Source organism: Streptomyces katrae (genome assembly GCF_000717655.1).
GTDB lineage: Bacteria > Actinomycetota > Actinomycetes > Streptomycetales > Streptomycetaceae > Streptomyces > Streptomyces katrae_B.
This window is the reverse complement of sequence record NZ_JNZY01000001.1, coordinates 193,171-215,816: the sequence shown is the minus strand read 5'-3', so window position 1 is coordinate 215,816 and position 22,646 is coordinate 193,171. Positions and strand designations below refer to the sequence as shown.

Below are 22,646 nucleotides of genomic sequence, written 5' to 3'. Positions count from 1 at the left end.
CGGCCGCCCCTCGGGAGGACCCTCGTGACCCAGGACGCGCAGAAGATCCCGTACACGACGGACAACGCCGGGATCCCGGTGGAGAGCGACGAGCACTCGCTCACCGTGGGCCCCGACGGCCCGGTCCTGCTCCAGGACCACTACCTGATCGAGAAGATGGCCCAGTTCAACCGGGAACGGGTCCCCGAACGGGTGGTGCACGCCAAGGGCGCAGGCGCGTACGGCGTCTTCCAAGTGACCAACGACGTCAGCCAGTTCACCAGGGCCGACCTGTTCCAGCCGGGCCGCCGGACCGAGATGCTGGCCCGTTTCTCCACGGTCGCCGGCGAGCAGGGCTCACCGGACACCTGGCGGGACCCGCGCGGATTCGCCCTGAAGTTCTATACGGACGAGGGCAATTACGATCTGGTCGGCAACAACACGCCGGTCTTCTTCGTGCGCGACCCGAGCAAGTTCCAGGACTTCATCCGCTCGCAGAAGCGCCGTCCCGACAACGGGCTGCGCGACCACGACATGCAGTGGGACTTCTGGACCCTGTCCCCCGAGTCCGCGCACATGGTGACGTGGCTGATGGGCGACCGGGGCATCCCGAGGTCGTACCGGCACATGAACGGCTACGGCTCGCACACCTACCTGTGGGTCAACGGCGGCGGCGCGAAGTTCTGGGTGAAGTACCACCTGAAGACCGACCAGGGCGCCGAGTTCCTCACCCAGGCCGACGCCGACCGCCTCGCGGGCGAGGACCCCGACGCCCACCGCCGCGATCTGTTCGAGTCGATCGCGGGCTCCGAGCCGCCGAGCTGGACGATGAACATCCAGGTCATGCCGTTCGAGGATGCAGCGGACTACCGGTTCAACCCGTTCGACCTGACGAAGGTGTGGCCGCACGGCGACCACCCGCTGATCGAGGTCGGCCGGATGACCCTGGACCGGAACCCGGAGGACTACTTCGTCCACATCGAGCAGGCGGCCTTCGAGCCCTCCAACCTGGTGCCGGGCATCGGCCCGTCTCCGGACAAGATGCTGCTGGGCCGGCTGTTCTCGTACCCCGACACCCACCGCTACCGGATCGGGGCGAACTACGCCCAGCTCCCGCCGAACCGGTCCCGCGCGCAGGTCTCCTCGTACGCGAAGGACGGCGCGATGCGCTTCGAGCCGTCGGCCGCGGCCCGCCCGTACGCGCCGAACTCGTACGGGGGGCCGGCCGCCGGCTTCGACCGCTTCGGCGAGCCGGCCGGCTGGGCCTCGGCGGGCGAGATGGTGCGGGAGGCGTACTCCCTGCACCGCGAGGACGACGACTGGGGCCAGCCGGGCACGATGGTCCGGCGGGTGCTGGACGACGCGGCCCGCGACCGGCTCGTGGCGAACGTCAGCGGGCACCTGAAGGACGGGGTCAGCGCTCCGGTGCTGGCACGTGCCGTGCAGTACTGGCGCAACATCGACAAGGCGGTCGGCGACCGGATCGCGGCGGCGGTCCAGGGCTGAAGCGAAAACACCGCCGCCCCGCAGCATGGATCTGCGGGGCGGCGGTGTGCCGGATCCGGCGGTGCGCGCTACGGGAGCGTGATCGGCGGGCTCTTCGTCGGGTCCGGACTCTTCGTCGGGTCCGGACTCTTCGTCGGGTCCGGGCTCTTGGTCGGGCTCTTGGTCGGGTTCGGCGAGCTCTTGCCCGGGTCCGGGGAGTTCTGCGACGGCGAGACGGGGGCCGACGGCGAGCTGGAGGCCGAGGAGCTCGACGACGGGGAGCTGCTGCGGCTCGGCGCCTGCGGGGCGCCCATCTTCGCCTCGGAGAGGTCGAACTCGGCCGTGTTCACGCCCTTGAGCGCGGCCAGCGTGTACGCCTTCCAGATCTCGGCCGGGAAGCTGGAACCACCCGCTCGGCCACCGCCCGCGGTACCGGTCAGGGTGACCTGCTTGGCCGTTCCGGGCTCCTCGCCGAACATCGCGACGACGGTGACGAGCTCCGGCGTGTACGCGGTGAACCAGGCGGCCACGTTGGACTCGGTGGTACCGGTCTTGCCGGCGGCCTCGTAGGCGGAGCTCTTGACGGCCTTGCCGGAACCCTCGTTGACGACGCCGGTGAGCACCTTGGTCACCGTGTCGGCGGTCTCGCGGGTGATGGCCTGGCTGCCCACGGACTCGACGGGCTTGAACTCGCGGGTGGCGTGCTTGGCGCTCTTGATGACCGTCGGGGTGATCTTCTTGCCGTGGTTGTCGAAGGTGGCGTAGACGCCGGCCATCTCCAGGGTGTTGGCGCTCATGGTGCCGAGCGACATGGCCGGCTTGTCCTCCGGCCAGCCGTCACGGTCCTTCATGCCGAGCTGCAGCGCCGTCTTCTTCACGTTCGGCGGGCCCACGTCCACGATCATCTGGGCGTACACCGAGTTCACGGAGGAGTTGGTGGCCGCCTGGACCGTGAGGAGCGGGTCGCCGTAGTTCGTGTTGTCCTGGTTCTGCGGCGCGAACGGGGTGTCGCTGCCGACGACCGGGCGCTTGCTGGTGCCGTCGTAGAGCGCGTTCGGGGTGATCGGCTTTCCGTCGTGCGTCGTGGACTTGTTCTCCAGCGCGGAGGCGAGCACGATCGGCTTGAAGGTCGAGCCGGGCTGGAAGTCCTGGCGCAGGGCGTTGCTCGCCCAGTGGTCGCCGAGGCCGGTGCCGCCGTACATCGCGACGACCGCGCCGGTCTTCGGGTCCACGGAGGTGGCGCCGGCCTGCACGCTCGCGTCGACGGGCCGGTCCTTGCGGTCGAGCTTGGACTCCAGCTCGTCCTGGACGGCCTTCTCCAGCGCGGCCTGCTTCTTGGGGTCGATGTTGAGGGTGATCTCCCAGCCACCGGCCTGCAGCATGGAGCTGGTCATGCCGGTCTGCCGGCGCAGCTCCGCGTCGGCCGCCTGCTTCAGGTAGCCCTTCTGGCCCTCCATGCCGGGGGCGGCCTTGGGCTTGATCGGCATCGGCAGCTGGAGGTCCTTGCGCTTCGCGGGGTCGAGCGCCTTCATCTCGACCATGTTGTCGAGCACGCCGTTGAAGCGGATCTTGACCAGCCGCGTGCCGTTCGGGCCCGCGGTCGCCAGGTCGTAGTCGCTGGGCGCCTGGAGGACGGCCGCGAGGTACGCACCCTGCTCCAGGGTCAGCTTGTCGACGTCGACACCGTAGTACGCCTGGGCGGCGGCCTGGATGCCGTACGCGCCGCGCCCGAAGTAGCTGGTGTTCAGGTACCCCTCGAGGATGTCGTCCTTCTCCATGCGCCGGTCGACCTTGAGGGAGATCACCAGCTCCTTGAGCTTGCGGGTCGCCGTCTGGTCCTGGTTCAGGTAGAAGTTCTTGACGTACTGCTGGGTGATCGTCGAACCGCCGGCCTTGCCCTTGCCGGTGACCGTGTTGAACAGGCCGCGCCCGATGCCGAGGAAGTCGACACCGCGGTCCTTGTAGAAGGACTTGTTCTCGATCGCGATGAAGCCGGTCTTGACGTCTTTCGGTACCCGGCTGATCGGCACGATCTCGCGGTTCATCTGGCCGTCGCGCGCCATGATCGAGCCGTCCGCGTACTTGTACACGTTGCTCTGCTTGAGGGCGTCGGCGTTGGGGTCGGGCTCGTCCACCCAGAAGTAGAGGGCGACGAGCGCGCCCATGCCGAGCAGGAGCAGCCCGAACAGCGTCCCCAGGATCTTCTTCCAGGTGAAGAAGCGACGTATGCCGGTCGGCTTGCCGGTGCGCCCCTTCCCGGTGGCGCGCCCGCGCGGCGCCCGTCGCGCACTGCGCTGCTGCGCCTTTCGCGCTTCTGCTCGGCCCATCGCTCCCGCTCCGCTCGATTTCCCCCCCGACGTCAGCTCAGAAAGCTAACACCGCAGGTTGTGACAAAGGTTGGCCAACCATGGCCAATATCGGTCAATTCGGACGTGAGAATCAGCACCCACATCAAGGGAACCGACGCGCGGCAAGCCCATAGGGTTGCGGCAGCCCCAAAAAGTGATATCACTTTGCTAAGCGGCTCGACCGGCCGCGACCAAGCGAAACGGGGCAGATGATGACGAACACGGCGGCAACCGCTGGCGCGGTACGGGAGTTCACGGCGCGCAGCATGGGCGGCGGACTGGCCCTGGTACTGGGGCTGTTGGGCGCGGTGGCCGGCGCGGGCCTGATCGCCCTCGGCGTGACCGCCGACGGCACGGTGATGCACGCGTCCCTGATACCGGCGGGCGTCCTGCTGATCCTCGTCGCGGTCATCTCGATGAGCGGGCTGAACACGGTGGCCCCGGGCGAGGCCCGGGTGGTCCAGCTGTTCGGCCGGTACCGGGGAACGATCCGTACGGACGGCCTCCGCTGGGTCAACCCGCTGACGTCGCGCGAGACGATCTCCACCCGGGTCCGCAACCACGAGACGGCCGTCCTGAAGGTCAACGACGCGTACGGCAACCCGATCGAGCTGGCGGCCGTCGTGGTGTGGCGGGTGGAGGACACCGCACGGGCGACGTTCGAGGTGGACGACTTCACGCAGTTCGTCGAGACCCAGACCGAGGCGGCGGTCCGGCACATCGCCATCGAGTACCCGTACGACTCGCACGAGGAGGGCGGGCTCTCGCTGCGCGGCAACGCCGAGGAGATCACCGAGAAGCTGGCGCTCGAACTGCACGCGCGGGTGGAGGCGGCCGGCGTCCGCATCATCGAGTCCCGGTTCACGCATCTCGCGTACGCTCCGGAGATCGCCTCCGCGATGCTCCAGCGCCAGCAGGCGGGCGCGGTCGTGGCGGCCCGCAAGCAGATCGTCGAAGGGGCGGTCGGCATGGTCGAACTGGCCCTGACCCGCCTGGCGGAGGAGGACATCGTGGACCTGGACCCGGAGCGCAAGGCCGCCATGGTCTCGAACCTGATGGTGGTCCTCTGCGGCGACCGGGCGGCCCAGCCGGTGGTCAACGCGGGCACGCTCTACCAGTGAGCCCCGCCGACGAGCCGCAGGACCCGGCGCTGGGACAGGGTCCCGGCGAGGGCCGGGGCCAGGAACGGGCCCCGCGCGGGGGGCGGCAGGCGCGCAAGCAGGTGCTGCTGCGGCTCGACCCGCAGGTGTACGACGCCCTCGCGCGCTGGGCGGGCGAGGAACTGCGCAGCGCCAACGCACAGATCGAGTTCCTGCTGCGGCGGGCCCTGTCGGAGACGGGCCGCCTCCCGGGCGGGGCGGCCCCGATACGGCCGCGCGGCCGCCCGCGCAGCGCGCCCGACTCCTGACGGCACCACGGTGAGCGTGTGGGGGCGTACCCCTGTCGGGTATCTCCGGCCGACCAGGCCCTCAGGCCGGAGATACCCGCAGGCCCGCCCGCCGGCACTCGCAAGGGTCCGCCCCGACCTGCCGGAACGGGCGCCCCTGCCCACAATGGACGCATGAGGACCTCCCGAACCGGACCCTCGCGCCCTGCCCGCCGTACGGCTGTGCTGGCACCCTGCGCGGCCCTGCTGATCGCGGCCGGCGCCCTTCCCGGCGGTGCGACGCCCGCCGTGGCGCTCGAGGATCCGTCGGCCGCGCCCGCCGCGACGGCGAGCGCCGACCCCACCCCCGCTCCTTCGGCACTGAAGCCGATCGATCCGGCCGCGCTCCAGGCCGCCGTGGACCGCGCGGCGAAGAAGCTCATGGTGCCCGGCGCGGTGGTCCTGCTCCGCACCCCCCAGGGGACCTTCCGCGCGACCGTCGGCACCACGGAACGGGGCACGGCCGAGCCGCCCGACACCGGCGTCCACTTCCGGATCGCCTCCAACACCAAGACGATGACGGCCGCCCTGATCGCGCTCCTCGCCCAGGACGGCAAGCTCCGGCTGAGCGATCCGGTCTCGGCCTACGTTCCGGGGGTGCCGGGCGGTGGGAAGATCACCATCGCCGAGCTGCTGAAGATGCGCAGCGGGCTCTACAACTACACCAACGCCCCCGAGCTCGCGGCCGCCCTCGACGCCGACCCTGCGAAGGCCTACACCCCGCAGGACGTCCTGGCCATGGCCTTCCGCCGGCCGCCCAACTTCGCGCCCGACGCGTCCTACGAGTACTCCAACACCAACTACGTCCTGCTGGGCCTCGTCGCCGAGAAGGCCGGCGGCCGCCCCCTGGCCCGGCAGTTCCAGGACCGGCTGTTCACCCCGCTCGGGCTGAAGGGGACGTCACTCCCCGGCATCCGCGACGTGTCGCTCCCCGAGCCCTACGCGCACGGCTACATGTACGGCGGGACCTCGTACGCGATGGTGGACAAGCCCTATCCCGCCGCGATGCGCGAGGCGGCCCGGGCGGGGAAGCTCGCGCCCCTCGACTACACCCACCAGAACCCCTCGTACGCCCACGCCGCCGGCGGAGCCGTCTCCACCGCGGACGACCTGGCCACATGGATCAGGGCGCTGGTGACGGGCAAGATCCTCGGCTCCGCGGCCCAGCAGCAGTGGCTGCGCAGCCCGCAGGCCGAGGACCCGAAGGCACCCGACGGCCAGAAGTACGGCTACGGCATCGCCTACCAGCGCTTCGCCCCGAACGCGGCGATGTACTACCACGGCGGTGAACTCCCGGGCTTCAACTCCTTCATGGGCCACGACCCGGACAACGACGTCACGCTCGTGATCTGGACGAACCTGACCCTGTCGCCCGACGGCCGCATGACCGCCCAGGCCCTGCTGCCCACCCTCCTCAACCAGATCTACACCGGGCTCGCCCTCCCCACGGTCTAGGTCTTCGGCCCCAAGAGATTCGGACCATGTCCCGCTTCCCGGAGAACGGCCTCGTCGAGGTCGAGGGGGTCCTCACCGGGCATAGGGGTGGGCTTCGGCGTCGCGCTGCTGCTGGTCACCACCGGAGGGACGCCGGGCGTGCGCAGGCCCGTACGCCCGCCCCCGGCCGGTCCGCCCTAGTCGGCGGGCCACACCGGGAGCGGGCGTACGGCTTCGCGCAGGGCGCCCGCGATGGCCCGGAACTCCTCCTGGCGGGCCGTGCCCGTGCGCATCGCGAGCGCGATCCGCCGCGACGGTGCGGGCTCGGCGAAGTACCCCGTGGCCAGGTACTCGTTGCGGGCGGTCTCCAGCCGCAGCGCGGTACGCGGCAACAGCGTCACCCCCAGTCCCCCGGCGACCAGTTGTACGAGGGTGGAGAGCCCGGCGGCGGTCGTGGTGACGTCCGCCCCGTCGCTCCGGCCCGCCTCGCGGCAGATGTCCAGGGCCTGGTCGCGCAGGCAGTGCCCCTCGTCGAGCAACAGCAGTTGCAGGCCCCGCAGTTCTTCGCGCGGGATGTCCCTGAGCCCGGCGAGCGGGTGCTCCCGGGGTGCGAGGAGGACGAAGTCCTCGTCGAAGACGGGCAGTTCGGTGACCCCGGGGACGCCGAGCGGGACCGCGAGGAGCAGCAGGTCGAGCCGTCCGCCGGCCAGCCCGTCCAGCAGCGAGGAGGTCTGCTCCTCGTGCACCTGGAGGTCCATCCGCGGGTAGCGCCGGTGGAACAGCCCGAGGACGGTCGGCAGCAGGTACGGGGCCACCGTCGGGATCACCCCGAGCCGCAGGATCCCGGTGAAAGGGGCCCGTACCGCCTCGGCCTCCTCCAGCAGCCCGCCCATGGCGTCGAGGACCGCCCGGGCCCGGGCCGCGATCCGCTCGCCCGCCGGCGAGAGCAGCACCTTGCGGGTGGTGCGCTCCAGCAGCTGCACGCCGAGGGCCTCCTCCAGCGCGGAGACGGCGCCGGAGAGCGCCGGCTGGCTCATTCCGATGGCCGCCGCGGCGTCCCGGAAGTGCAGGTGCTCGGCGACGGCCGCGAACGCGCGCAGCTGCGCGAGCGTCGCCTGCTTCGCTCCCCTATTACCGACAGCCACTGATAGGCACCTCCGATCACCCGCCTCGAGTCTAGCTATTTCCGTAATCAATCCTGCTGTGCCAGCATGTGAGATCCGTCCAACCCCCTCGGAAAACCCCCAAAAGGGCTATTTTCCACTTCTGCAAGGAGAGCACGTGCTCACTGTCGGTGACAAGTTCCCCACCTACGATCTGACCGCTTGCGTCTCGCTCGAGGCCGGCAGCGAGTTCGCCCAGATCGACCACAAGACCTATGAGGGCAAGTGGCGCGTGGTGTTCTTCTGGCCGAAGGACTTCACCTTCGTCTGCCCGACCGAGATCGCCGCCTTCGGCAAGCTGAACGAGGAGTTCCAGGACCGCGACGCCCAGGTCCTCGGCGTCTCCGGCGACTCCGAGTTCGTCCACCACGCCTGGCGCAAGGACCACGCCGACCTGCGTGACCTGCCCTTCCCGATGCTGGCCGACTCCAAGCACGAGCTCATGCAGGCCTGTGGCGTGCAGGGCGAGGACGGCTTCGCGCAGCGCGCCGTCTTCATCGTCGACCAGAACAACGAGATCCAGTTCACGATGGTGACCGCCGGTTCCGTGGGCCGTAACCCCAAGGAGGTCCTGCGGGTCCTCGACGCCCTGCAGACCGACGAGCTGTGCCCCTGCAACTGGAACAAGGGCGAGGGCACCCTGGACGCCGGCGCGCTGCTGGCCGGTGAGTGACGGATGTCCCTCGACACCCTCAAGTCCGCCATACCGGACTTCGCCAAGGACCTGAAGCTGAACCTCGGCTCGGTCATCGGCAACAGCGGCCTCCCGCAGCAGCAGCTGTGGGGCACGGTCCTGTCCTGCGCGATCGCCGCCCGCTCCCCGCGCGTCCTGCGTGAGCTGGAGCCGGAGGCGAAGGCGGCCCTGTCGCCGGAGGCGTACACCGCCGCCAAGTCCGCGGCCGCGGTCATGGCGATGAACAACGTCTTCTACCGCACGCGGCACCTGCTCTCCGACCCGGAGTACGGCACGCTGCGCGCGGGCCTGCGGATGAACGTCATCGGCAACCCGGGCGTGGAGAAGGTCGACTTCGAGCTGTGGTCGCTCGCCGTCTCCGCGATCAACGGCTGTGGCCAGTGCCTGGACTCGCACGAGCAGGTCCTGCGCAAGGCGGGCGTCGACCGCGAGACGATCCAGGAGGCCTTCAAGATCGCCTCGGTGATCCAGGCCGTCGCGGTCACCCTCGACGCCGAGGCCGCCCTCGCCGCCGAGTAGTCCTCCTCGTACGTGAACGACAGGGCCCCCGCAGCCGTCCCGGCAGCGGGGGCCCTGTCGTTCACCTGCGCCGGTCGTTCACTTGCGCAGGGCCGTCATCAGGGCGCGCATGTCCTCGATCATCGCCGCCTGGACGGCGTCCTCGTCCGGGTCCGGCTCGTCCTGCTCCCCGAACCATTCGACGGTGATGGTGAAGACGGCGCCCCCGTCGAGCACTTGGAGCCGTGAGCCACCGACCCGCCGGGTGAGCAGCGCCCGCTCGCCGAGCCCGGGGACCTGCTCCACCTCGCCGCCTGAACTCGCCATGCCCCCGATGCCCCTGAGGCCGGCGGGGTCCGCGCCGAACTCCGTGCGGGGATCGGTCTTCTTGTGCAGCGCGACCGCCACCTCGGCCCCGTACGACATGTGGCCCTCGGCGAACCGCCCGCCGTGCACGCAGTACGCCCAGTCGAGCGCGGGGTGCTCGCCGTGGCGCGCGTAGTCCCCCGTGAGCTGCACGGTGGCCGCGGACACCGCGGTCAGCTTCACCTTGCACAGGTCCTCGGCGTGCCGGTACGAGATCCGCGGCACGGTGGCGGCGAAACGATCCTGCGCCACCAAGGCCCCCGCCCAGACGGCCGAGGCCACCACGGCCCCGCCGAGGGCCCATAACCAGGCCGTACGGGGCCCCCGTACGCGCTCGCGCGGGGCGTCGGGCTCCTGCGCCGGCGCGGCCGGCCGGCCGGAGTCCCAGTCCCCCTCGAGCTCAGGCTCGCTGATCACGCCCGGCCTCCCGCGCGGCCTGCTCGAACGCCGTCGAGCCGTGCGGGCCGGGGCCGATCGCCGCCGCACCGTGCAGGAGCTGCTCCCGGGAGTAGGCCCGCAGGTAGACGACCACCGTGTTGGTGACGGCGACCAGCGGGACGGCGACCACCGCTCCGCCGATGCCCGCGACCATGCCGCCCGCGGCCACCGACAGCACCACCGCGAGCGGGTGCACCCGTACCGCCCGGCCCAGGATGAAGGGCTGCAGCACGTGCCCCTCGATCTGCTGCACGGCCAGCACCACGGCCAGCACCATCAGCGCGGTCCACGGCCCCTGGGTCACCAGGGCGACGACCACCGCGAGGGCGCCGGAGACCACCGCGCCGACGAGCGGGATGAAGGCGAACAGGAAGATGAAGACGGCCAGCGGCACCGCCATCGGCACCTTGAGGAAGTAGATGCCGAGGCCGATGAAGATGGCGTCGATGAGCGCGACGAGCACCGTACCGCGGACGTACGCCGTCAGCGTGCGCCAGGCGCGCGGACCGGCGCCCGCCACACCGGGGCGGGCGGCGGCCGGGACCAGGCCCTGCACCCAGGTCCAGATGCGCTTGCCGTCGTAGAGCAGGAACAGGGTCGAGAACATCGCGAGCAGGATGCCCGTGAGCACCTCGACGAGGACCGTCACGCCCTGGAGGCCGGCGGAGGTGATCTGCTCGGTGTTGGTGCCGATGGTCTCGCTGAGGTTCTTCGCGATGTCGTTGATCTGCTTCTCGGTCACGTGGAACGGACTGTCCAGTGCCCAGAGTTTGAGCTCGTTGATGCCGTCGCGGACGCGGGCGGAGAGGTCGTCGAGGTTCTCCATGACCTGCCAGACCACGAACCAGCCGACCAGCCCGATGACCACGAACCCGAGGATCGCGGTGACGGCGGTGGCGAGCCCGCGCGGCAGCCCGAGCCGGCGCAACCGGACCACGAAGGGCTGGAGCAGCGCAGTGACGAGCAGGGCGGCGGCGAAGGCGAGGACGACCAGGCGGACTTCGCTGATCACCTTCATCACGACCCAGAGCATCCCGGCGAGCAGCAGCAGCCGCCAGCTGACCTCGGCGGCGACGCGCATGCCCCACGGGACGACGCTCACCGGGTCGGGACGCCCGCGCACGACGGGCGGGTGCGGGTGGCCGGGCTGCCCGGCGGGAGCGGTGGGCTCAGGGGTGGGCGCCGGGGCTGCCGGAGTCCCCGCAGCGGCCCCCGCACCGGCGCCCGTAGGGGCGGCGACCGCAGCGGCGACCGGGACCGGAGCGGCGTCGATGGTCTCCGCCTCGACCTCGGCACGCCGCGCCTGGAGCTGCGCCTCCATGCGGCTCAGCCTGTTCCCGAGCCGGCCGAGCCAGCCTGCCCTCTTCGCCATGATCTTCCCTTCCCCCGCCCGTGGACACACCTCGAAAGACCGTACACGCGAGGAGCCCCGCACCGTAGGACGGTGCGGGGCTCCCCGGGGTTGAGCGGGTGGCCGGTACTAGTACCAGCCGTTGGCCTGGTGGAAGCTCCAGGCGCTGCACGGGCTGCCGTAGCGCCCGTTCATGTAGTTGAGGCCCCACTGGATCTGGGTGGCCGGGTTGGTGCGCCAGTCGTCGGCGACCGAGGACATCTTCGAGCCCGGGAGCGCCTGGACCAGACCGTACGCGCCCGAGGACGAGTTCACGGCCTTGTAGTTCCAGGTGGATTCCTGGTTGATGATGTTCGAGAAGCACTGGAACTGCCCGGCCGGGACGATCTGGCGGGCGATGTCCTTGACCTGGGCGACCGTGTAGGAGCTCTGGACGGCGAAGTCGCCGGCACTGCGGGACGCGGAGCGGCTGGCGATCTGCTCCTTCTCCTCGCGGTCCTTCTTCGCCTTCTCGTCGGCGGCCTTCTGCGCCTCGGCCTTCTTGGACTTGGCGTCCTCGGCGGCCTGGATGCGGGCGGCTTCCTCGGCGACGCGCTTGGCGTCGGTGTCGGCGCCCTGGGCGATGGCATCGGCCTGCTGCGTCAGGGACGCGTTCTGGACCTGTGCCTGCTCGCCGACCGGGATGTCGGCGAGGAGGGTCGCCCCGGACGCGGTGGTCTCGAGATCGTTCGAGGCGGGGTCGCCAGCGGCAACGCCCACGACTGCGCCGACGGTGGTGACTGCGGTGGCCGAAGCCACAGCGAATCCCCGGACCGAGATCCGGCTCACACGGTGTCCTTCCAGCAGCGTCCGCAGTGACCGGGCGGGCGCAATAGTGCCCCTCGACACTGGCCTCCGTGGTGCTGCGATCACTGGAGGCGCGGGCCCGTGGGCAACTCCCTTGCGGGGGCTGCCGCGTGGTGCTCGGGCGGCATACGGCGAACGACTGTGGAGTTGTGGTGCTGCTTGCACCTCCCGTCGTAGTAACGGGAGATACAGGTGTGCCGTATGCGGGGCCTGACGGAAAACAGACTCTGCCGGACCCCGACACCGCAAGGCAATTATCCGTTGCGTGGGAAAGGTCACACCTGGGATGTTGCCGTTGGTTTGCCCAAAGGGCTGTGCAGCACGACGCCGCCCGGCTAGGCTCTCGGGCCTTTGCCGGGCGGCGCCAACTCACTTTCCCGCTATGGGGGTTTTACCCCCTTCGCTCCTACAGGGACTCGAGCATCTCGGTGACCAGCGCGGCGATCGGGGAGCGCTCGGAGCGGGTGAGCGTGACGTGCGCGAAGAGGGGATGCCCCTTCAGCTTCTCAACGACAGCCACCACTCCGTCGTACCGGCCGACCCGCAGGTTGTCCCGCTGGGCGACGTCGTGGGTCAGAACAACCCTCGAATTCGCTCCGATTCGGGACAGAACGGTCAGCAGGACGTTCCGCTCCAGCGACTGCGCCTCGTCCACGATCACGAAGGCGTCGTGCAGCGAGCGGCCGCGGATGTGCGTGAGCGGCAGGACCTCCAGCATCCCCCGGTTCAGCACCTCCTCGATGACCTCGCGCCCGGCCACCGCCGAGAGGGTGTCGAAGACCGCCTGCGCCCAGGGGCTCATCTTCTCGGACGCGTCCCCGGGCAGGTAGCCGAGGTCCTGGCCGCCCACCGCGTACAGCGGCCGGAAGACCATCACCTTCTGATGCTGCCTCCGCTCGAGCACCGCCTCCAGGCCCGCGCACAGCGCCAGCGCCGACTTTCCGGTGCCGGCCCGGCCGCCCATGGAGAGGATCCCGATCTCCGGGTCGAGCAGCAGGTCGAGGGCGATGCGCTGCTCGGCGCTGCGGCCGTGCAGCCCGAAGGCCTCGCGGTCGCCCCGTACGAGCCGGACGTTGCCGTCCGCGGTGACCCGGCCCAGGGCCTTGCCGCGCTCGGACTGGAGGACCAGCCCGGTGTGCACGGGCAGTTCGGCGGCCTCCGGTACGTACAGCCGCTCCTCGGAGTAGAGCAGGTCGACCTGCTCCCCGGACAGCGCGAGCTCACTCATGCCGGTCCAGCCGGCGTCGGTGATCGCGAGCTCCGCCCGGTACTCCTCGGCGAGCAGCCCCACGGAGGAGGCCTTGATGCGCAGCGGGAGATCCTTCGAGACGACCGTGACGTCGTAGCCCTCGGCCTGGAGATTGCGGGCGACCGCGAGGATCCGCGAGTCGTTGTCCCCCAACCGGAAGCCGGCCGGCAGGACACCGGGGTCGGAGTGGTTGAGCTCGACACGAAGGCTGCCGCCCAGATCGCCCAGCGGGATGGGGGCGTCGAGGCGACCGTAGCGAACCCGGAAGTCGTCGAGCAGGCGCAGGGCCTGACGGGCGAAGTAGCCGAGTTCGGGATGGTGCCTCTTTGCCTCCAGCTCGGTGATCACCACGATCGGGAGCACGACCTCGTGCTCGTCGAACCGCTTGATCGCGTTGGGGTCTGCCAGCAGGACGCTGGTGTCGAGGACGTAGGTCCGCCTGTCGGGCAGGCGGCGCTTTGTGCTGGTCACCACGGAAGGACGTACCCCCTCGGAAGAGGTCGGGCCATGAAGACCGGACCGGTCATCGGCACCCATGCCGGGGCCGATTTCCGGCCCTCCCATTCGTCCGTGCGAACCGCACGTGCGTCCTGGCGCAAAGGGCCTCCCGGGCGGACGACCCCATGCCGTCCGCTGAGACTCGACACCCGTGGATCGGGCATCGACCTGAAAGGGATATTCCCCGATCAGGCCCGGCCATGCCATGGCATATGACGGACGCTCGGTGAATCCCTGGTGAAGGCCTTGCAGGAAGGACGGCCTGGGCCGGGGGGACCCCCCGGAATACGGCGACGGCGCGCCGCCGGAGGTCCGGGGCGCGCCGCGAGAGGTTCCGAAAAGTGCCGTGCCGAGGGGGCGTCAGGCGCCGTAGCGGCGGTGGCGGGCGGCGTAGTCGCGCAGCGCCCGCAGGAAGTCGACCTTGCGGAAGGCCGGCCAGAACACCTCGCAGAAGTAGTACTCGGAGTGCGCGCTCTGCCACAGCATGAACCCGGAGAGCCGCTGCTCGCCGCTGGTGCGGATGACCAGGTCCGGGTCGGGCTGGCCGCGCGTGTAGAGGTGCTCGGCGATGTGGTCGATGTCGAGGATCTCGGCGAGCTCCTCGAACGAGGTGCCCTTCTCCGCGTGCTCGAGCAGCAGGGAGCGGACCGCGTCGGCGATCTCCTGGCGGCCGCCGTAGCCGACGGCGACGTTGACGAGTATCCCGTCGATGTCGTGGGTGGCCTGCTCGGCCTCCTTCAGCACCGACTGCGTCTGCGCGGGCAGGATGTCGAGGTTGCCGACGTGGTGGACGCGCCAGCGGCCGTCCGCGGCCAGTCCCCGGACCGTGTTCTCGATGATGTTGAGCAACGGGCGGAGCTCGACCTCCGGCCGGTCCAGGTTGTCCGTGGACAGCATCCACAGGGTGACGACCTCGACGTCGGTCTCGGTGCACCAGCCCAGCATCTCGGAGATCTTGTCGGCCCCCGCCTGGTGGCCCTGCTCCGTCGTACCTCCGGACGCCTTCGCCCAGCGCCGGTTCCCGTCCAGGATCACGCCGATGTGCTTGGGCGACGCGTCATGGTCGAGGCGGCCTTCCACCCGGCGTGCGTAGAGCCTGTACACCAGGTCGCGCAGCTTCACGATCTTCCAGCCCCTCCGTGCAATGCCCCCGTGCGAAATGCGGTCCTTCCCCCGAGGCCGCCACATTACTGCGCGGCGGGATCGGGTACCCAACTCGGTCTGTCACAAGTCCGTGATAGGGAGGACAACGTGACTGATAACAATCCCTATCGGGCAGAGCCCTCACGCTACGACTCCATGCAGTACCGGCGCACGGGCCACAGCGGCCTCAAGCTCCCCGCCATCTCCCTCGGCCTCTGGCACAACTTCGGTGACGACAAGTCCCTCGAGTCCCAGCGGGCGATCCTGCGCCGGGCCTTCGACCTCGGCGTCACCCACTTCGACCTGGCGAACAACTACGGCCCGCCCCCGGGCTCGGCCGAGCTGAACTTCGGCAAGATCTTCGCGCAGGACTTCGCGTCCTACCGCGACCAGCTCATCCTCTCCACCAAGGCCGGCTACTTCATGCACGAGGGGCCGTACGGCGAGTGGGGCAGCCGGAAGTACCTGATGAGCTCGCTCGACGCCTCGCTGAAGCGGATGGGCGTGGACTACGTCGACATCTTCTACTCGCACCGCTTCGACCCGGAGACCCCGCTGGAGGAGACCATGGGCGCGCTCGCGTCCGCGGTCCAGCAGGGCAAGGCGCTGTACGTGGGCGTGTCCTCGTACACGGCCGAGCAGACGGCCGAGGCCGCGCGCATCCTCCGCGAGATGGGTGTCCGCCCCCTCATCCACCAGCCCTCGTACTCCATGATCAACCGCTGGACGGAGGAGGACGGCCTGCTGGACACCCTGGAGGAGGCCGGCATGGGCTGCATCTCCTTCGCGCCGCTCGCGCAGGGGCTGCTGACCGGCAAGTACCTGAAGGGCATCCCGGAGGACTCGCGGGCCGCCGCGGGCAAGTCCCTGAACCCGGACCTGCTGTCGCAGGACGTGGTCCGCCGCCTGGCCGGCCTGAACGAGATCGCGGCCCGCCGCGGGCAGTCGCTGGCGCAGCTGGCGCTGAACTGGGTGCTCCGGGACGAGCGGATGACCTCGGCGCTGATCGGCGCTTCGAGCGTGTCGCAACTGGAGCAGAACGTGGCGGCTCTGGGCGGTGCGCCGCTCTCGGAGGAGGAGCTGAAGGAGATCGACTCCTTCGCGGTGTCCACCCCCGGCACCAACATCTGGGCCCAACGCGGCTGACCTGCGCTTTTACTCGGCCCGCAGGGGAAACAAAAAACGGGCCGGTCCGTGGGGGGGATACGGACCGGCCCGAGGGGGGGGTTCCACCATAACCCTTCGTAAAGCGTGATGCGTGCATCGGCGCAAGATGATTACGCTCCGAAACCACCCAGCAGCACTCCGGTGAGGGCTCCGGCGGCCATGAAGGGGCCGAACGGAAACGCCGTCCGGCGGCCTCCGGGGCCCCGCAGCACAAGGGCCAGCCCGTACAGGGCGCCGTAGAGGAACCCGAGAAACGCCCCGACGGCCCATACCCCCCAGCCGTACCACCCAAGGATGACCCCGAGCGCGAGCGCCAGCTTGACGTCGCCGAAGCCCATGCCGGCGGGGTTGATCAGGAACAGCAGGAGGTACGCCCCTGCGAGCGCGGCGCCACCGAGCAGCGCGCCGCGCCAGTTCCCACCGGCGCCGGGCAGCAGTGCGGCTCCCCCGAGCCCGGCGGCGGTGGCACCGGCCAGGGGCAGGGTGAGCAGGTCGGGCAGCCGCTGCACGCCCAGATCCACCAGGGCCAGCAGGAGCAGCACGGGCACCACCCCGACGAACACCACCCCTTCGGGCCGCCCCCCGACGGCTCCCCCCACCACGCCGCACACCACCCCGGCCAGGCCACCGCTCCACGCAACGGACGGCCCATACCGGTGCGACCGCCTTGCCGGCGCGGGATCCGCCTGCGGCTGCGCAGCGCGATCCGGCTGACCACCTCGCCCAGGCAGCCCCGGCTCCCGCCGGGCGGTGCCGTCGGCCGTGCCCCGACCCGGGAGCCCCGGCTCCCGCTGCCCGGGGCGAGCCCCCTGACCGGCCGCCCCGGCCGGCCCGGGCTCCCGCTGCGCTGCGCCGTCTCCCCGCCCCGACCTTCCTCCGTTCCCCGGGCTCCGCCCGGACCCGCGCCTCGAACGCCGACGGGGCTGGAGTCGCCCTCCGGGCCACCCGGCCCGCCAAGGTGCCGGGCGAGGCCGAAGCCGCCCTCCGGGCAACTCGGCCCGCAGGGGTGCCGGGCGGAGCCCGTGCACGCCTGTCGCCTCGGGGCACGATGCGGCCCCGCCGCACCCTCCGGCCCCGCCGGCGTTCGAGGCGCGGGAGTCAGGGGGCCGGCCCCCGGCAGAGGCGGCGCGCCCGGCGTCCGTGCCGGTGGCTCCGTCCGGCCCCGCCGGAGGCCCGAGGGTCTGGTGGCGGCGCCCTCCGCAGCGGCTCGGTGCACGCGACGAAGCCCGCGCAGCGGGGTGGCAGCGGGGCAGGCCCAGCCAGCCGCGGATCGGGTGGCCCTCGGGGCAGCGGTCCCGCCACGGCTCGTCCGGCTCGACCGACAGGCGATACGCGGCCCGCGGCAGCATCAGACCCGCAGCCACGCCGTAGGCCACTGCGGCGGCGGTGATCGCGAACAGGCCCATCCGCCGACGGTAGGCGCAGACGCCCCCACCCGCATGGGCCCGGGGGCCCTACCCTGGCCGGCATGACCACCAGCCACGGCCTGCTCCGCCTCGGGCCGGACCGGGACCCGGTGCCCCTGGAGATCGCGGCCTCCTACCGGGCCCGCACCCGCGGCCTCCTCGGCCGCGACGGCATACCCGGCGCCGCCCTGCTCCTCACCCCCGCCGGGAGCGTGCACACGTTCCGGATGCGGTTCGCGATCGACGTGGCGTACCTCGACCGCCGCCTGCGCGTCATCGCCCTGACCACCATGCCCCCCGGCCGGCTCGGGCTCCCCCGGCTCCGCTCCCGGCACGTTCTGGAGGCCGAGGCCGGCGCCATGGCCGCCTGGGGCCTACAGATCGGCTCCCAGCTCCACATCGAGGGTCCGGCCGGCCCGGACCGTCTCAACCGCCGCTAGGCCCCGCGCGCCCCCGGCGGTAGGTTGGGGCGGTTGAGCTGGGGTCTCAGGGGAGCGGCATGACGGAGAACGCGCGGATCAAGGCGCTGGAGCAGATCATGCCGGCGACGCACGGCGCCGACGAGGACATCGACTGGCCGGCCGCCGAGGCCACGTGGCACACCCGGTTTCCGGCCGATTTCATCGCCTTTATGGGCCGCTTCGGCGCCGGCTCCATCAACGGCGAGGCCAGCATCCTCCTCCCCCTCCCCAAGCCCGGCCTCCAGTGGGACCCCGCCGAGATGGCCGAGGAGACCGACAACGCCCGCCAGCTCTGGGAGGCGGAGGGCGGCCGCGCCGCCTTCGGCGTGGATCCCGAGGCGATCATCGCCTGGGGCGTCACCGGCGGCTCCGACATCCTCTGCTGGCTCACCACCGACCCCGATCCGGACCGCTGGCCCGTCCTGGTGGTCGGCCGGCACACCGCCGACGCCTTCGCCGTCTACCCGTACGGCATGGCCGAGTTCCTGTACCGGCTCTGCTCCGACGAGTTCGACGTGAGTCCGGTCAGCATCACCTTCTGGGACGGCGGGCACCTCAGCTTCGTGCACTGGCGCAAGGCCCAGCGCCGTTGGCAGGAGGGCCGCAACCCGGAGACGGGCGAGCCCGACCCCTACGCGGGCGAGTTCGCCGACTGAAAGGTCCCGGGCACACCGCCCCCTGAGCCGATCCGCTGACCTGATCCGCGCCCCCGTCCCGTTCCGCAGCCCAATGCGCCGGAATCGGGCCTTTCGGCATGTCTACGCGCGTCCGATTTGTTGATCACATATCGGAAAACACCAGCCGGAAAGGCCGCACTTGGAGCATTGACCACAAGTTCTGACCCAATGGAATCAACCGCCCTTCCGCAGGAGAGAATTCCGGCCAACGGGCCACGGACGGACACCCCGGCCCGGAGCAACTCATAAGCAGTAACGGGACTCAAAAGAAATTCAGAGGAATACACCCGTGCGACGAAGAATCTTCGGCACGGGCGCGACCGCGGTCGTGCTCGGTCTGCTGATCCCGCTGGCCGGATGTGGCGGTTCAGACAACGACGCAGGTGGCAGCGGCACGCTCCGCCTGGTCGCCGCGGAATACGGTGACAGCCAGGCCACCAGTTCCAAGGCCTTCTGGGACAAGGTCACGGCCGATTTCACCAACGCCAACCCCGGCCTCAAGGTCGAGGTCCAGCTCCTGCCGTGGGCGGACATCGACCGCGAGGTCACCCGTATGGTCAAGTCCGGCAATGCGCCGGACATGGCCCTCATGGGCTCGTACTCGGACTTCGCGGCCCAGGACAAGCTCTATTCCGCGGACGAACTCCTCACAGTGACCGCCGAGGCGAACTTCCTGCAGCCGCTCGCCGAAGCCGGCTCGGTCGGCAGCACCCTCTACGGCCTGCCCTGGGTGGCGAGCAGCCGGCTCCTCTTCTACAACCAGGGCCTCTTCAAGCAGGCCGGCGTCAGCGAACCCAAGAACTGGTCCGACCTGAAGTCCGCCGCCAAGGCGCTCAAGGACAAGGGCGTGAAGTACCCGTACGCCCTGCCCCTGGGCCCGGAGGAGGCGCACGCCGAGGCGATGATCTGGGAGCTGAGCAACGGCGGCGGCTACGCCGACAGCGCCGGCAACTACAACCTGGCCTCCGACCAGAACATCGAGACCTTCCGCTGGCTGAAGGACAACCTGGTCGGCCCCGGCCTGACCGGGCCCGTCCCGCCGTCCCGGCTCAACCGCGCCGACGCCTTCGCCGCGTTCGTGCGCGGCGAGGTCGGCATGCTGAACGGCTACCCGCAGCTGCTCCACGAGGCGCGCGCCAAGGGCATCGACGTCCGCACCACGACCATGCCGGTCTCGGAGACGCTCGGCTCCGGGGAGACCCCGCCGGCCGTGGGTGTCGCCGACTGGATGATGGCGTTCAAGCAGAACGGCAAGCGCGCCGAAATCGGCAAGTTCCTGGACTTCATCTACAAGGACAAGAACCTGTCGGACTTCGCGGGCCGCTACCACCTGCTGCCCTCGACCGTCTCGGCCTCCCGCAACCCCTCCGGCGCCGGCCTCGACAGCAACGACCAGTTCTTCCTGACCGCCTTGCGCGGAGCCCAGCTGTACCCGGTGAACGACCCGTCGTGGGTGACGGTCAGCGACACCATCAAGCGCAACATCGGGCGCGCCGTGGAACCGAACGGCGACGCGAAGTCCGTCCTCGAGGAGATCGCCGCGAAGGCGAACGAGGCCGGAAAGAAGCACTGAAACTCTGAACTTCCCGCCCGACACGGGACTTTCGTCCCTGCCGCATCGCACCCCGTGCGGCAGAATGGCTGCCACGGCTCTTGATCCAAGGCCTCGGACCAGTCGCCCGCCGCGTACTCACAAGGTGCACGGGGCGGCCGGCCCTCTCCCGCCCCCCTGCCCGCCTCCGGCTCAGACCTTGCCGTTCTCCGTCGAGAACGCCGTCCGGTACTGCTCACAGCTGGAGTCCCAGCGCAGCGTCCCCGTGAGCGTCCCGTAGCCCGAGCGCGTGACCGACCACTCCACCGTGTAAGCACCGGTGTCACAGGCGATCCGCTTTCCGCCCTCGACCTTGGCGCGCCCCGTCGCCGGCCGGTCCGCCAGCTCCTGGCGCACCTCGACCGCCTTGGCGTGGTCCGCGGAGCGCAGTACGGCGTGCACGACGATCGGGTGCCTGCCGTCCTTGGTCGTCACTGCCTTCTTCACCAGCTGCGAGTCCGACACCGCCCAGCCGAAGTCGAACGAGGGCTGCCAGCCCAGGGACTTGGGGTCGGCGACCTGCCGCTCGTACTCGGAGGCGCCCGAGGGGCCGGGGCGGGTCACCGTCCTGTACCGGATCCCGGGGTGGAAGCGGAGCTGTCCTTCCAGCTTGTGCATCTCGTCCTTGGTCCACTGCGACTTCATCGCCTTCTCGCCGCCGGCCGGGTCCTGCAGGTACGGACCGTCCGCGGCGGTGGCGGGCTGGCCGAGGGCCGCTGCGGCGGTGGCGAGGGCGACAGCGGCGATGCGGGTGCGCTTCATGCCCCGCCCAACGGGGACCCGCGGCGGGCTGCAACGAGGCCGCGCGGGCTTTCACCCGTACGGGGCCCGCGCTCCGGAATATCGCATGATCATCTTCCGTTCCAGCGAGTGAAGCGACGACACCGAGCGACAGGGAGTCCCGATGAGCGGGCGTGCGGGTGCGGGTGCGGGTGCGGGTACGAACGTGTACGGCACGGTGGCGGCGGGCTGGGAGCCCGTGAGAGAGGAGTTCGAGGCCTTCGTCGCGGCCGAGGCGCACTCTCCCGAGGCGCAGCTGGCGGTGTACCGGGACGGCCGCCGCGTCGTGGACCTGTGGGCCGGCGAGGACACCGGCGCCGACACCCTCACCGGGGTCTACTCGATCACCAAGGGCGGCGCGCACCTGGTGGTGGCGCTGCTCGTGCAGGAGGGCGTACTGGAGCTGGAGCGCCGTGTCTCGGAGTACTGGCCGGAGTTCACGGGCGGCGGCAAGGAGCGGCTGACGGTGCGGCAGCTGGTCTCGCACCAGGCCGGACTGGTCAACAGCGCCGAGGGCTTCGACTACGCGGAGATCGCAGACGACGCGCTGATCGCGGCGCGGCTGGCCGGGCAGGAGCCGTACTGGGAACCGGGGACGGCGTACGGGTACCACGCCTTCGTGATCGGCGCGCTGATCGGCGAGGTGGTGCGGCGGGCCACGGGCAGGTCCCTCCAGGAGGTGTTCGAGGAGCGGATCCGCGCGCCGTACGGGCTGGACCTGTACATGGGCCTGCCGCAGCAGCTGGAGGGCCGCTGGAAGCCGGTCCTGGAGATGCTCCCCACGCCCGAGCAGCTGACGGCGATGGCCGGGGCGGCCGTGCCGGAGCTGCTGCCGGTCGCCTTCAATGCGCACCGGGATCCGGCGATGGACCTGCTGGAGTACGGCAACCACCCGAAGGTGAAGGCGCTGGGCCCGGCGTCGGCCGGCGGCATCGGCACGGGGCGCGGCGTCGCGGGGATGTACGCGGCCGCGATCAGCGGGCTGGACGGCCGGCCTCCGCTGCTGAAGCCGGAGACGGCGGCCGAGTTCGCTCGGCCCCACACCCCGGGCGAGGACCGGGTGACCGCCGAGACGGACCACTTCGGGCTGGGCTTCGAGCGGCAGCACGCGGTGGGCCCGCAGGCTTTCGGGCACTGCGGCGCGTCGGGCGGGCTGGGGTGGGCGGACCCGGCGACGGGGCTCGCGTACGGGTACACGCGCCGCCGGTTCGCCTTCCCCGGCGGGGCCGCGCCGGAGAACGGCCGCCTGACGGCGGCGGTGCTGCGGGCGGCCGCGGCAGCGGGGGCGACGGGTCAGGCCTGACCCGTTTCGAAGCGGCTGATGCGGCCGTCGCCGGTGACGGTGAACCGCCATGCGGTGCGCATCTCGCCCCACGTGTCGTTGCGGTAGTTGGCGACGAGGGCACGGCCGCCGTCGGCCTCGGTCTCGATGTCCATGTGGCCGTTGGAGGACCAGATCTCCTTCTCGGCCCACTGGGTGAGGTCGCGGTCGGAGCCGTCGTCGGACATGGTCGCGCCCTCGGCGAGGACGGCACGGAAGGCGCTCTGGTCACCCGCGTTGACGGCGGTGACGAAGGCGCGGACGATGGGGTCGGTCAGCTGGTTCGGCGCGATCACGCGGAGCTCCTGGCGGTCGTACGGGCTGT

At 70.8% G+C, this 22,646-nt stretch carries 21 protein-coding genes; 11 read left to right on the top strand and 10 right to left on the bottom strand.

All coding sequences use genetic code 11. The annotated features are described in order from the left end of the window. Positions 1–24: 24 nt before the first annotated feature. A complete protein-coding gene (locus IF09_RS0101050; protein WP_030290987.1) occupies positions 25–1,485 on the top strand; it encodes a catalase in 1,461 nt (486 codons plus the stop codon). 68 nt (positions 1,486–1,553) lie between these two features. Here IF09_RS0101050 and IF09_RS0101045 read toward each other — a convergent pair whose 3' ends face one another. Next, the gene (locus IF09_RS0101045; protein ID WP_030290986.1) at positions 1,554–3,791 is read right to left on the bottom strand and encodes a transglycosylase domain-containing protein; all 2,238 of its coding nucleotides are present in this window, start codon (positions 3,789–3,791) and stop codon (positions 1,554–1,556) included. A gap of 230 nt (positions 3,792–4,021) precedes the next feature. On the opposite strand from IF09_RS0101045, the gene IF09_RS0101040 reads away from it, so the two are divergent. The 3 genes from IF09_RS0101040 to IF09_RS0101030 all read left to right on the top strand — a co-directional run bounded on the left by IF09_RS0101040 (position 4,022) and on the right by IF09_RS0101030 (position 6,693). Beyond that, on the top strand, positions 4,022–4,933 hold the full coding sequence (locus IF09_RS0101040) for an SPFH domain-containing protein (protein ID WP_037633598.1): 912 nt from the start codon (positions 4,022–4,024) through the stop codon (positions 4,931–4,933). A gap of 29 nt (positions 4,934–4,962) precedes the next feature. After that, entirely contained in the window at positions 4,963–5,220 is a 258-nt protein-coding gene (locus tag IF09_RS39795) for a hypothetical protein (RefSeq protein WP_037633712.1), read from the top strand. 153 nt (positions 5,221–5,373) lie between these two features. Continuing rightward, positions 5,374–6,693: a serine hydrolase domain-containing protein gene (locus IF09_RS0101030; protein WP_078612987.1), complete on the top strand. Its 1,320-nt coding sequence runs from the start codon at positions 5,374–5,376 to the stop codon at positions 6,691–6,693. A 176-nt stretch (positions 6,694–6,869) separates the two neighbouring features. Here IF09_RS0101030 and IF09_RS0101025 read toward each other — a convergent pair whose 3' ends face one another. After that, positions 6,870–7,817 (bottom strand): hydrogen peroxide-inducible genes activator, encoded by a 948-nt coding sequence (locus IF09_RS0101025; RefSeq protein ID WP_030290980.1) that lies wholly within the window; start codon positions 7,815–7,817, stop codon positions 6,870–6,872. 136 nt (positions 7,818–7,953) lie between these two features. Here IF09_RS0101025 and IF09_RS0101020 point away from each other — a divergent pair, with 136 nt between their 5' ends. After that, positions 7,954–8,508: a peroxiredoxin gene (locus IF09_RS0101020; protein ID WP_030290978.1), complete on the top strand. Its 555-nt coding sequence runs from the start codon at positions 7,954–7,956 to the stop codon at positions 8,506–8,508. A gap of 3 nt (positions 8,509–8,511) precedes the next feature. Next, entirely contained in the window at positions 8,512–9,048 is a 537-nt protein-coding gene (locus tag IF09_RS0101015) for an alkyl hydroperoxide reductase (RefSeq protein ID WP_030290977.1), read from the top strand. A gap of 78 nt (positions 9,049–9,126) precedes the next feature. Here IF09_RS0101015 and IF09_RS0101010 read toward each other — a convergent pair whose 3' ends face one another. The 5 genes from IF09_RS0101010 to IF09_RS0100990 form a co-directional block, all read right to left on the bottom strand. Further along, positions 9,127–9,645: a hypothetical protein gene (locus tag IF09_RS0101010; protein WP_158709890.1), complete on the bottom strand. Its 519-nt coding sequence runs from the start codon at positions 9,643–9,645 to the stop codon at positions 9,127–9,129. A 148-nt stretch (positions 9,646–9,793) separates the two neighbouring features. Continuing rightward, complete coding sequence (locus IF09_RS0101005) at positions 9,794–11,203, bottom strand: AI-2E family transporter (protein WP_030290973.1); 1,410 nt, start codon at positions 11,201–11,203, stop codon at positions 9,794–9,796. A 108-nt stretch (positions 11,204–11,311) separates the two neighbouring features. Next, on the bottom strand, positions 11,312–12,028 hold the full coding sequence (locus tag IF09_RS0101000) for a transglycosylase SLT domain-containing protein (RefSeq protein ID WP_199920386.1): 717 nt from the start codon (positions 12,026–12,028) through the stop codon (positions 11,312–11,314). A 406-nt stretch (positions 12,029–12,434) separates the two neighbouring features. Continuing rightward, positions 12,435–13,751, bottom strand: a complete 1,317-nt coding sequence (locus IF09_RS0100995; RefSeq protein WP_030290969.1) for a PhoH family protein — start codon at positions 13,749–13,751, stop codon at positions 12,435–12,437. A gap of 384 nt (positions 13,752–14,135) precedes the next feature. Further along, positions 14,136–14,897, bottom strand: coding sequence for an isoprenyl transferase (locus IF09_RS0100990; protein WP_030290967.1), 762 nt, complete (start codon positions 14,895–14,897; stop codon positions 14,136–14,138). A 129-nt stretch (positions 14,898–15,026) separates the two neighbouring features. On the opposite strand from IF09_RS0100990, the gene mgrA reads away from it, so the two are divergent. Further along, on the top strand, positions 15,027–16,064 hold the full coding sequence (gene mgrA, locus IF09_RS0100985; RefSeq protein ID WP_030290966.1) for an L-glyceraldehyde 3-phosphate reductase: 1,038 nt from the start codon (positions 15,027–15,029) through the stop codon (positions 16,062–16,064). A 131-nt stretch (positions 16,065–16,195) separates the two neighbouring features. Here mgrA and IF09_RS44390 read toward each other — a convergent pair whose 3' ends face one another. Next, complete coding sequence (locus IF09_RS44390) at positions 16,196–16,687, bottom strand: prepilin peptidase (protein WP_418953007.1); 492 nt, start codon at positions 16,685–16,687, stop codon at positions 16,196–16,198. A gap of 866 nt (positions 16,688–17,553) precedes the next feature. On the opposite strand from IF09_RS44390, the gene IF09_RS0100975 reads away from it, so the two are divergent. The 3 genes from IF09_RS0100975 to IF09_RS0100965 all read left to right on the top strand — a co-directional run bounded on the left by IF09_RS0100975 (position 17,554) and on the right by IF09_RS0100965 (position 20,202). After that, positions 17,554–17,931, top strand: coding sequence for a DUF192 domain-containing protein (locus IF09_RS0100975; protein WP_051831988.1), 378 nt, complete (start codon positions 17,554–17,556; stop codon positions 17,929–17,931). A gap of 59 nt (positions 17,932–17,990) precedes the next feature. Next, a complete protein-coding gene (locus tag IF09_RS0100970) occupies positions 17,991–18,608 on the top strand; it encodes an SMI1/KNR4 family protein (protein WP_030290959.1) in 618 nt (205 codons plus the stop codon). Positions 18,609–18,918: 310 nt separating this feature from the next. Further along, complete coding sequence (locus IF09_RS0100965; RefSeq protein ID WP_051831987.1) at positions 18,919–20,202, top strand: ABC transporter substrate-binding protein; 1,284 nt, start codon at positions 18,919–18,921, stop codon at positions 20,200–20,202. Positions 20,203–20,373: 171 nt separating this feature from the next. On the opposite strand, the gene IF09_RS0100960 is transcribed toward IF09_RS0100965, so the two are convergent. After that, on the bottom strand, positions 20,374–20,982 hold the full coding sequence (locus tag IF09_RS0100960) for a hypothetical protein (RefSeq protein WP_030290955.1): 609 nt from the start codon (positions 20,980–20,982) through the stop codon (positions 20,374–20,376). A gap of 142 nt (positions 20,983–21,124) precedes the next feature. Here IF09_RS0100960 and IF09_RS0100955 point away from each other — a divergent pair, with 142 nt between their 5' ends. Then, positions 21,125–22,303: a serine hydrolase domain-containing protein gene (locus IF09_RS0100955; protein ID WP_051831986.1), complete on the top strand. Its 1,179-nt coding sequence runs from the start codon at positions 21,125–21,127 to the stop codon at positions 22,301–22,303. Here the strand turns inward: IF09_RS0100955 and IF09_RS0100950 are convergent. Further along, positions 22,294–22,617, bottom strand: coding sequence for a hypothetical protein (locus IF09_RS0100950; protein WP_030290953.1), 324 nt, complete (start codon positions 22,615–22,617; stop codon positions 22,294–22,296). The two genes, IF09_RS0100955 and IF09_RS0100950, sit on opposite strands and share 10 nt — an antisense overlap. Positions 22,618–22,646 lie beyond the last annotated feature (29 nt).

Excerpts from the sequence above, each read along its gene's own strand:
- IF09_RS0101045 (WP_030290986.1), bottom strand. The coding sequence starts at position 3,791 with ATGGGCCGAGCAGAAGCGCGAAAGGCGCAGCAGCGCAGTGCGCGACGG.
- IF09_RS0101040 (WP_037633598.1), top strand. The coding sequence starts at position 4,022 with ATGATGACGAACACGGCGGCAACCGCTGGCGCGGTACGGGAGTTCACG.
- IF09_RS0101030 (WP_078612987.1), top strand. The coding sequence starts at position 5,374 with ATGAGGACCTCCCGAACCGGACCCTCGCGCCCTGCCCGCCGTACGGCT.
- IF09_RS0101015 (WP_030290977.1), top strand. The coding sequence starts at position 8,512 with ATGTCCCTCGACACCCTCAAGTCCGCCATACCGGACTTCGCCAAGGAC.
- IF09_RS0101005 (WP_030290973.1), bottom strand. The coding sequence starts at position 11,203 with ATGGCGAAGAGGGCAGGCTGGCTCGGCCGGCTCGGGAACAGGCTGAGC.
- IF09_RS0100975 (WP_051831988.1), top strand. The coding sequence starts at position 17,554 with ATGACCACCAGCCACGGCCTGCTCCGCCTCGGGCCGGACCGGGACCCG.
- IF09_RS0100970 (WP_030290959.1), top strand. The coding sequence starts at position 17,991 with ATGACGGAGAACGCGCGGATCAAGGCGCTGGAGCAGATCATGCCGGCG.
- IF09_RS0100960 (WP_030290955.1), bottom strand. The coding sequence starts at position 20,982 with ATGAAGCGCACCCGCATCGCCGCTGTCGCCCTCGCCACCGCCGCAGCG.
- IF09_RS0100955 (WP_051831986.1), top strand. The coding sequence starts at position 21,125 with ATGAGCGGGCGTGCGGGTGCGGGTGCGGGTGCGGGTACGAACGTGTAC.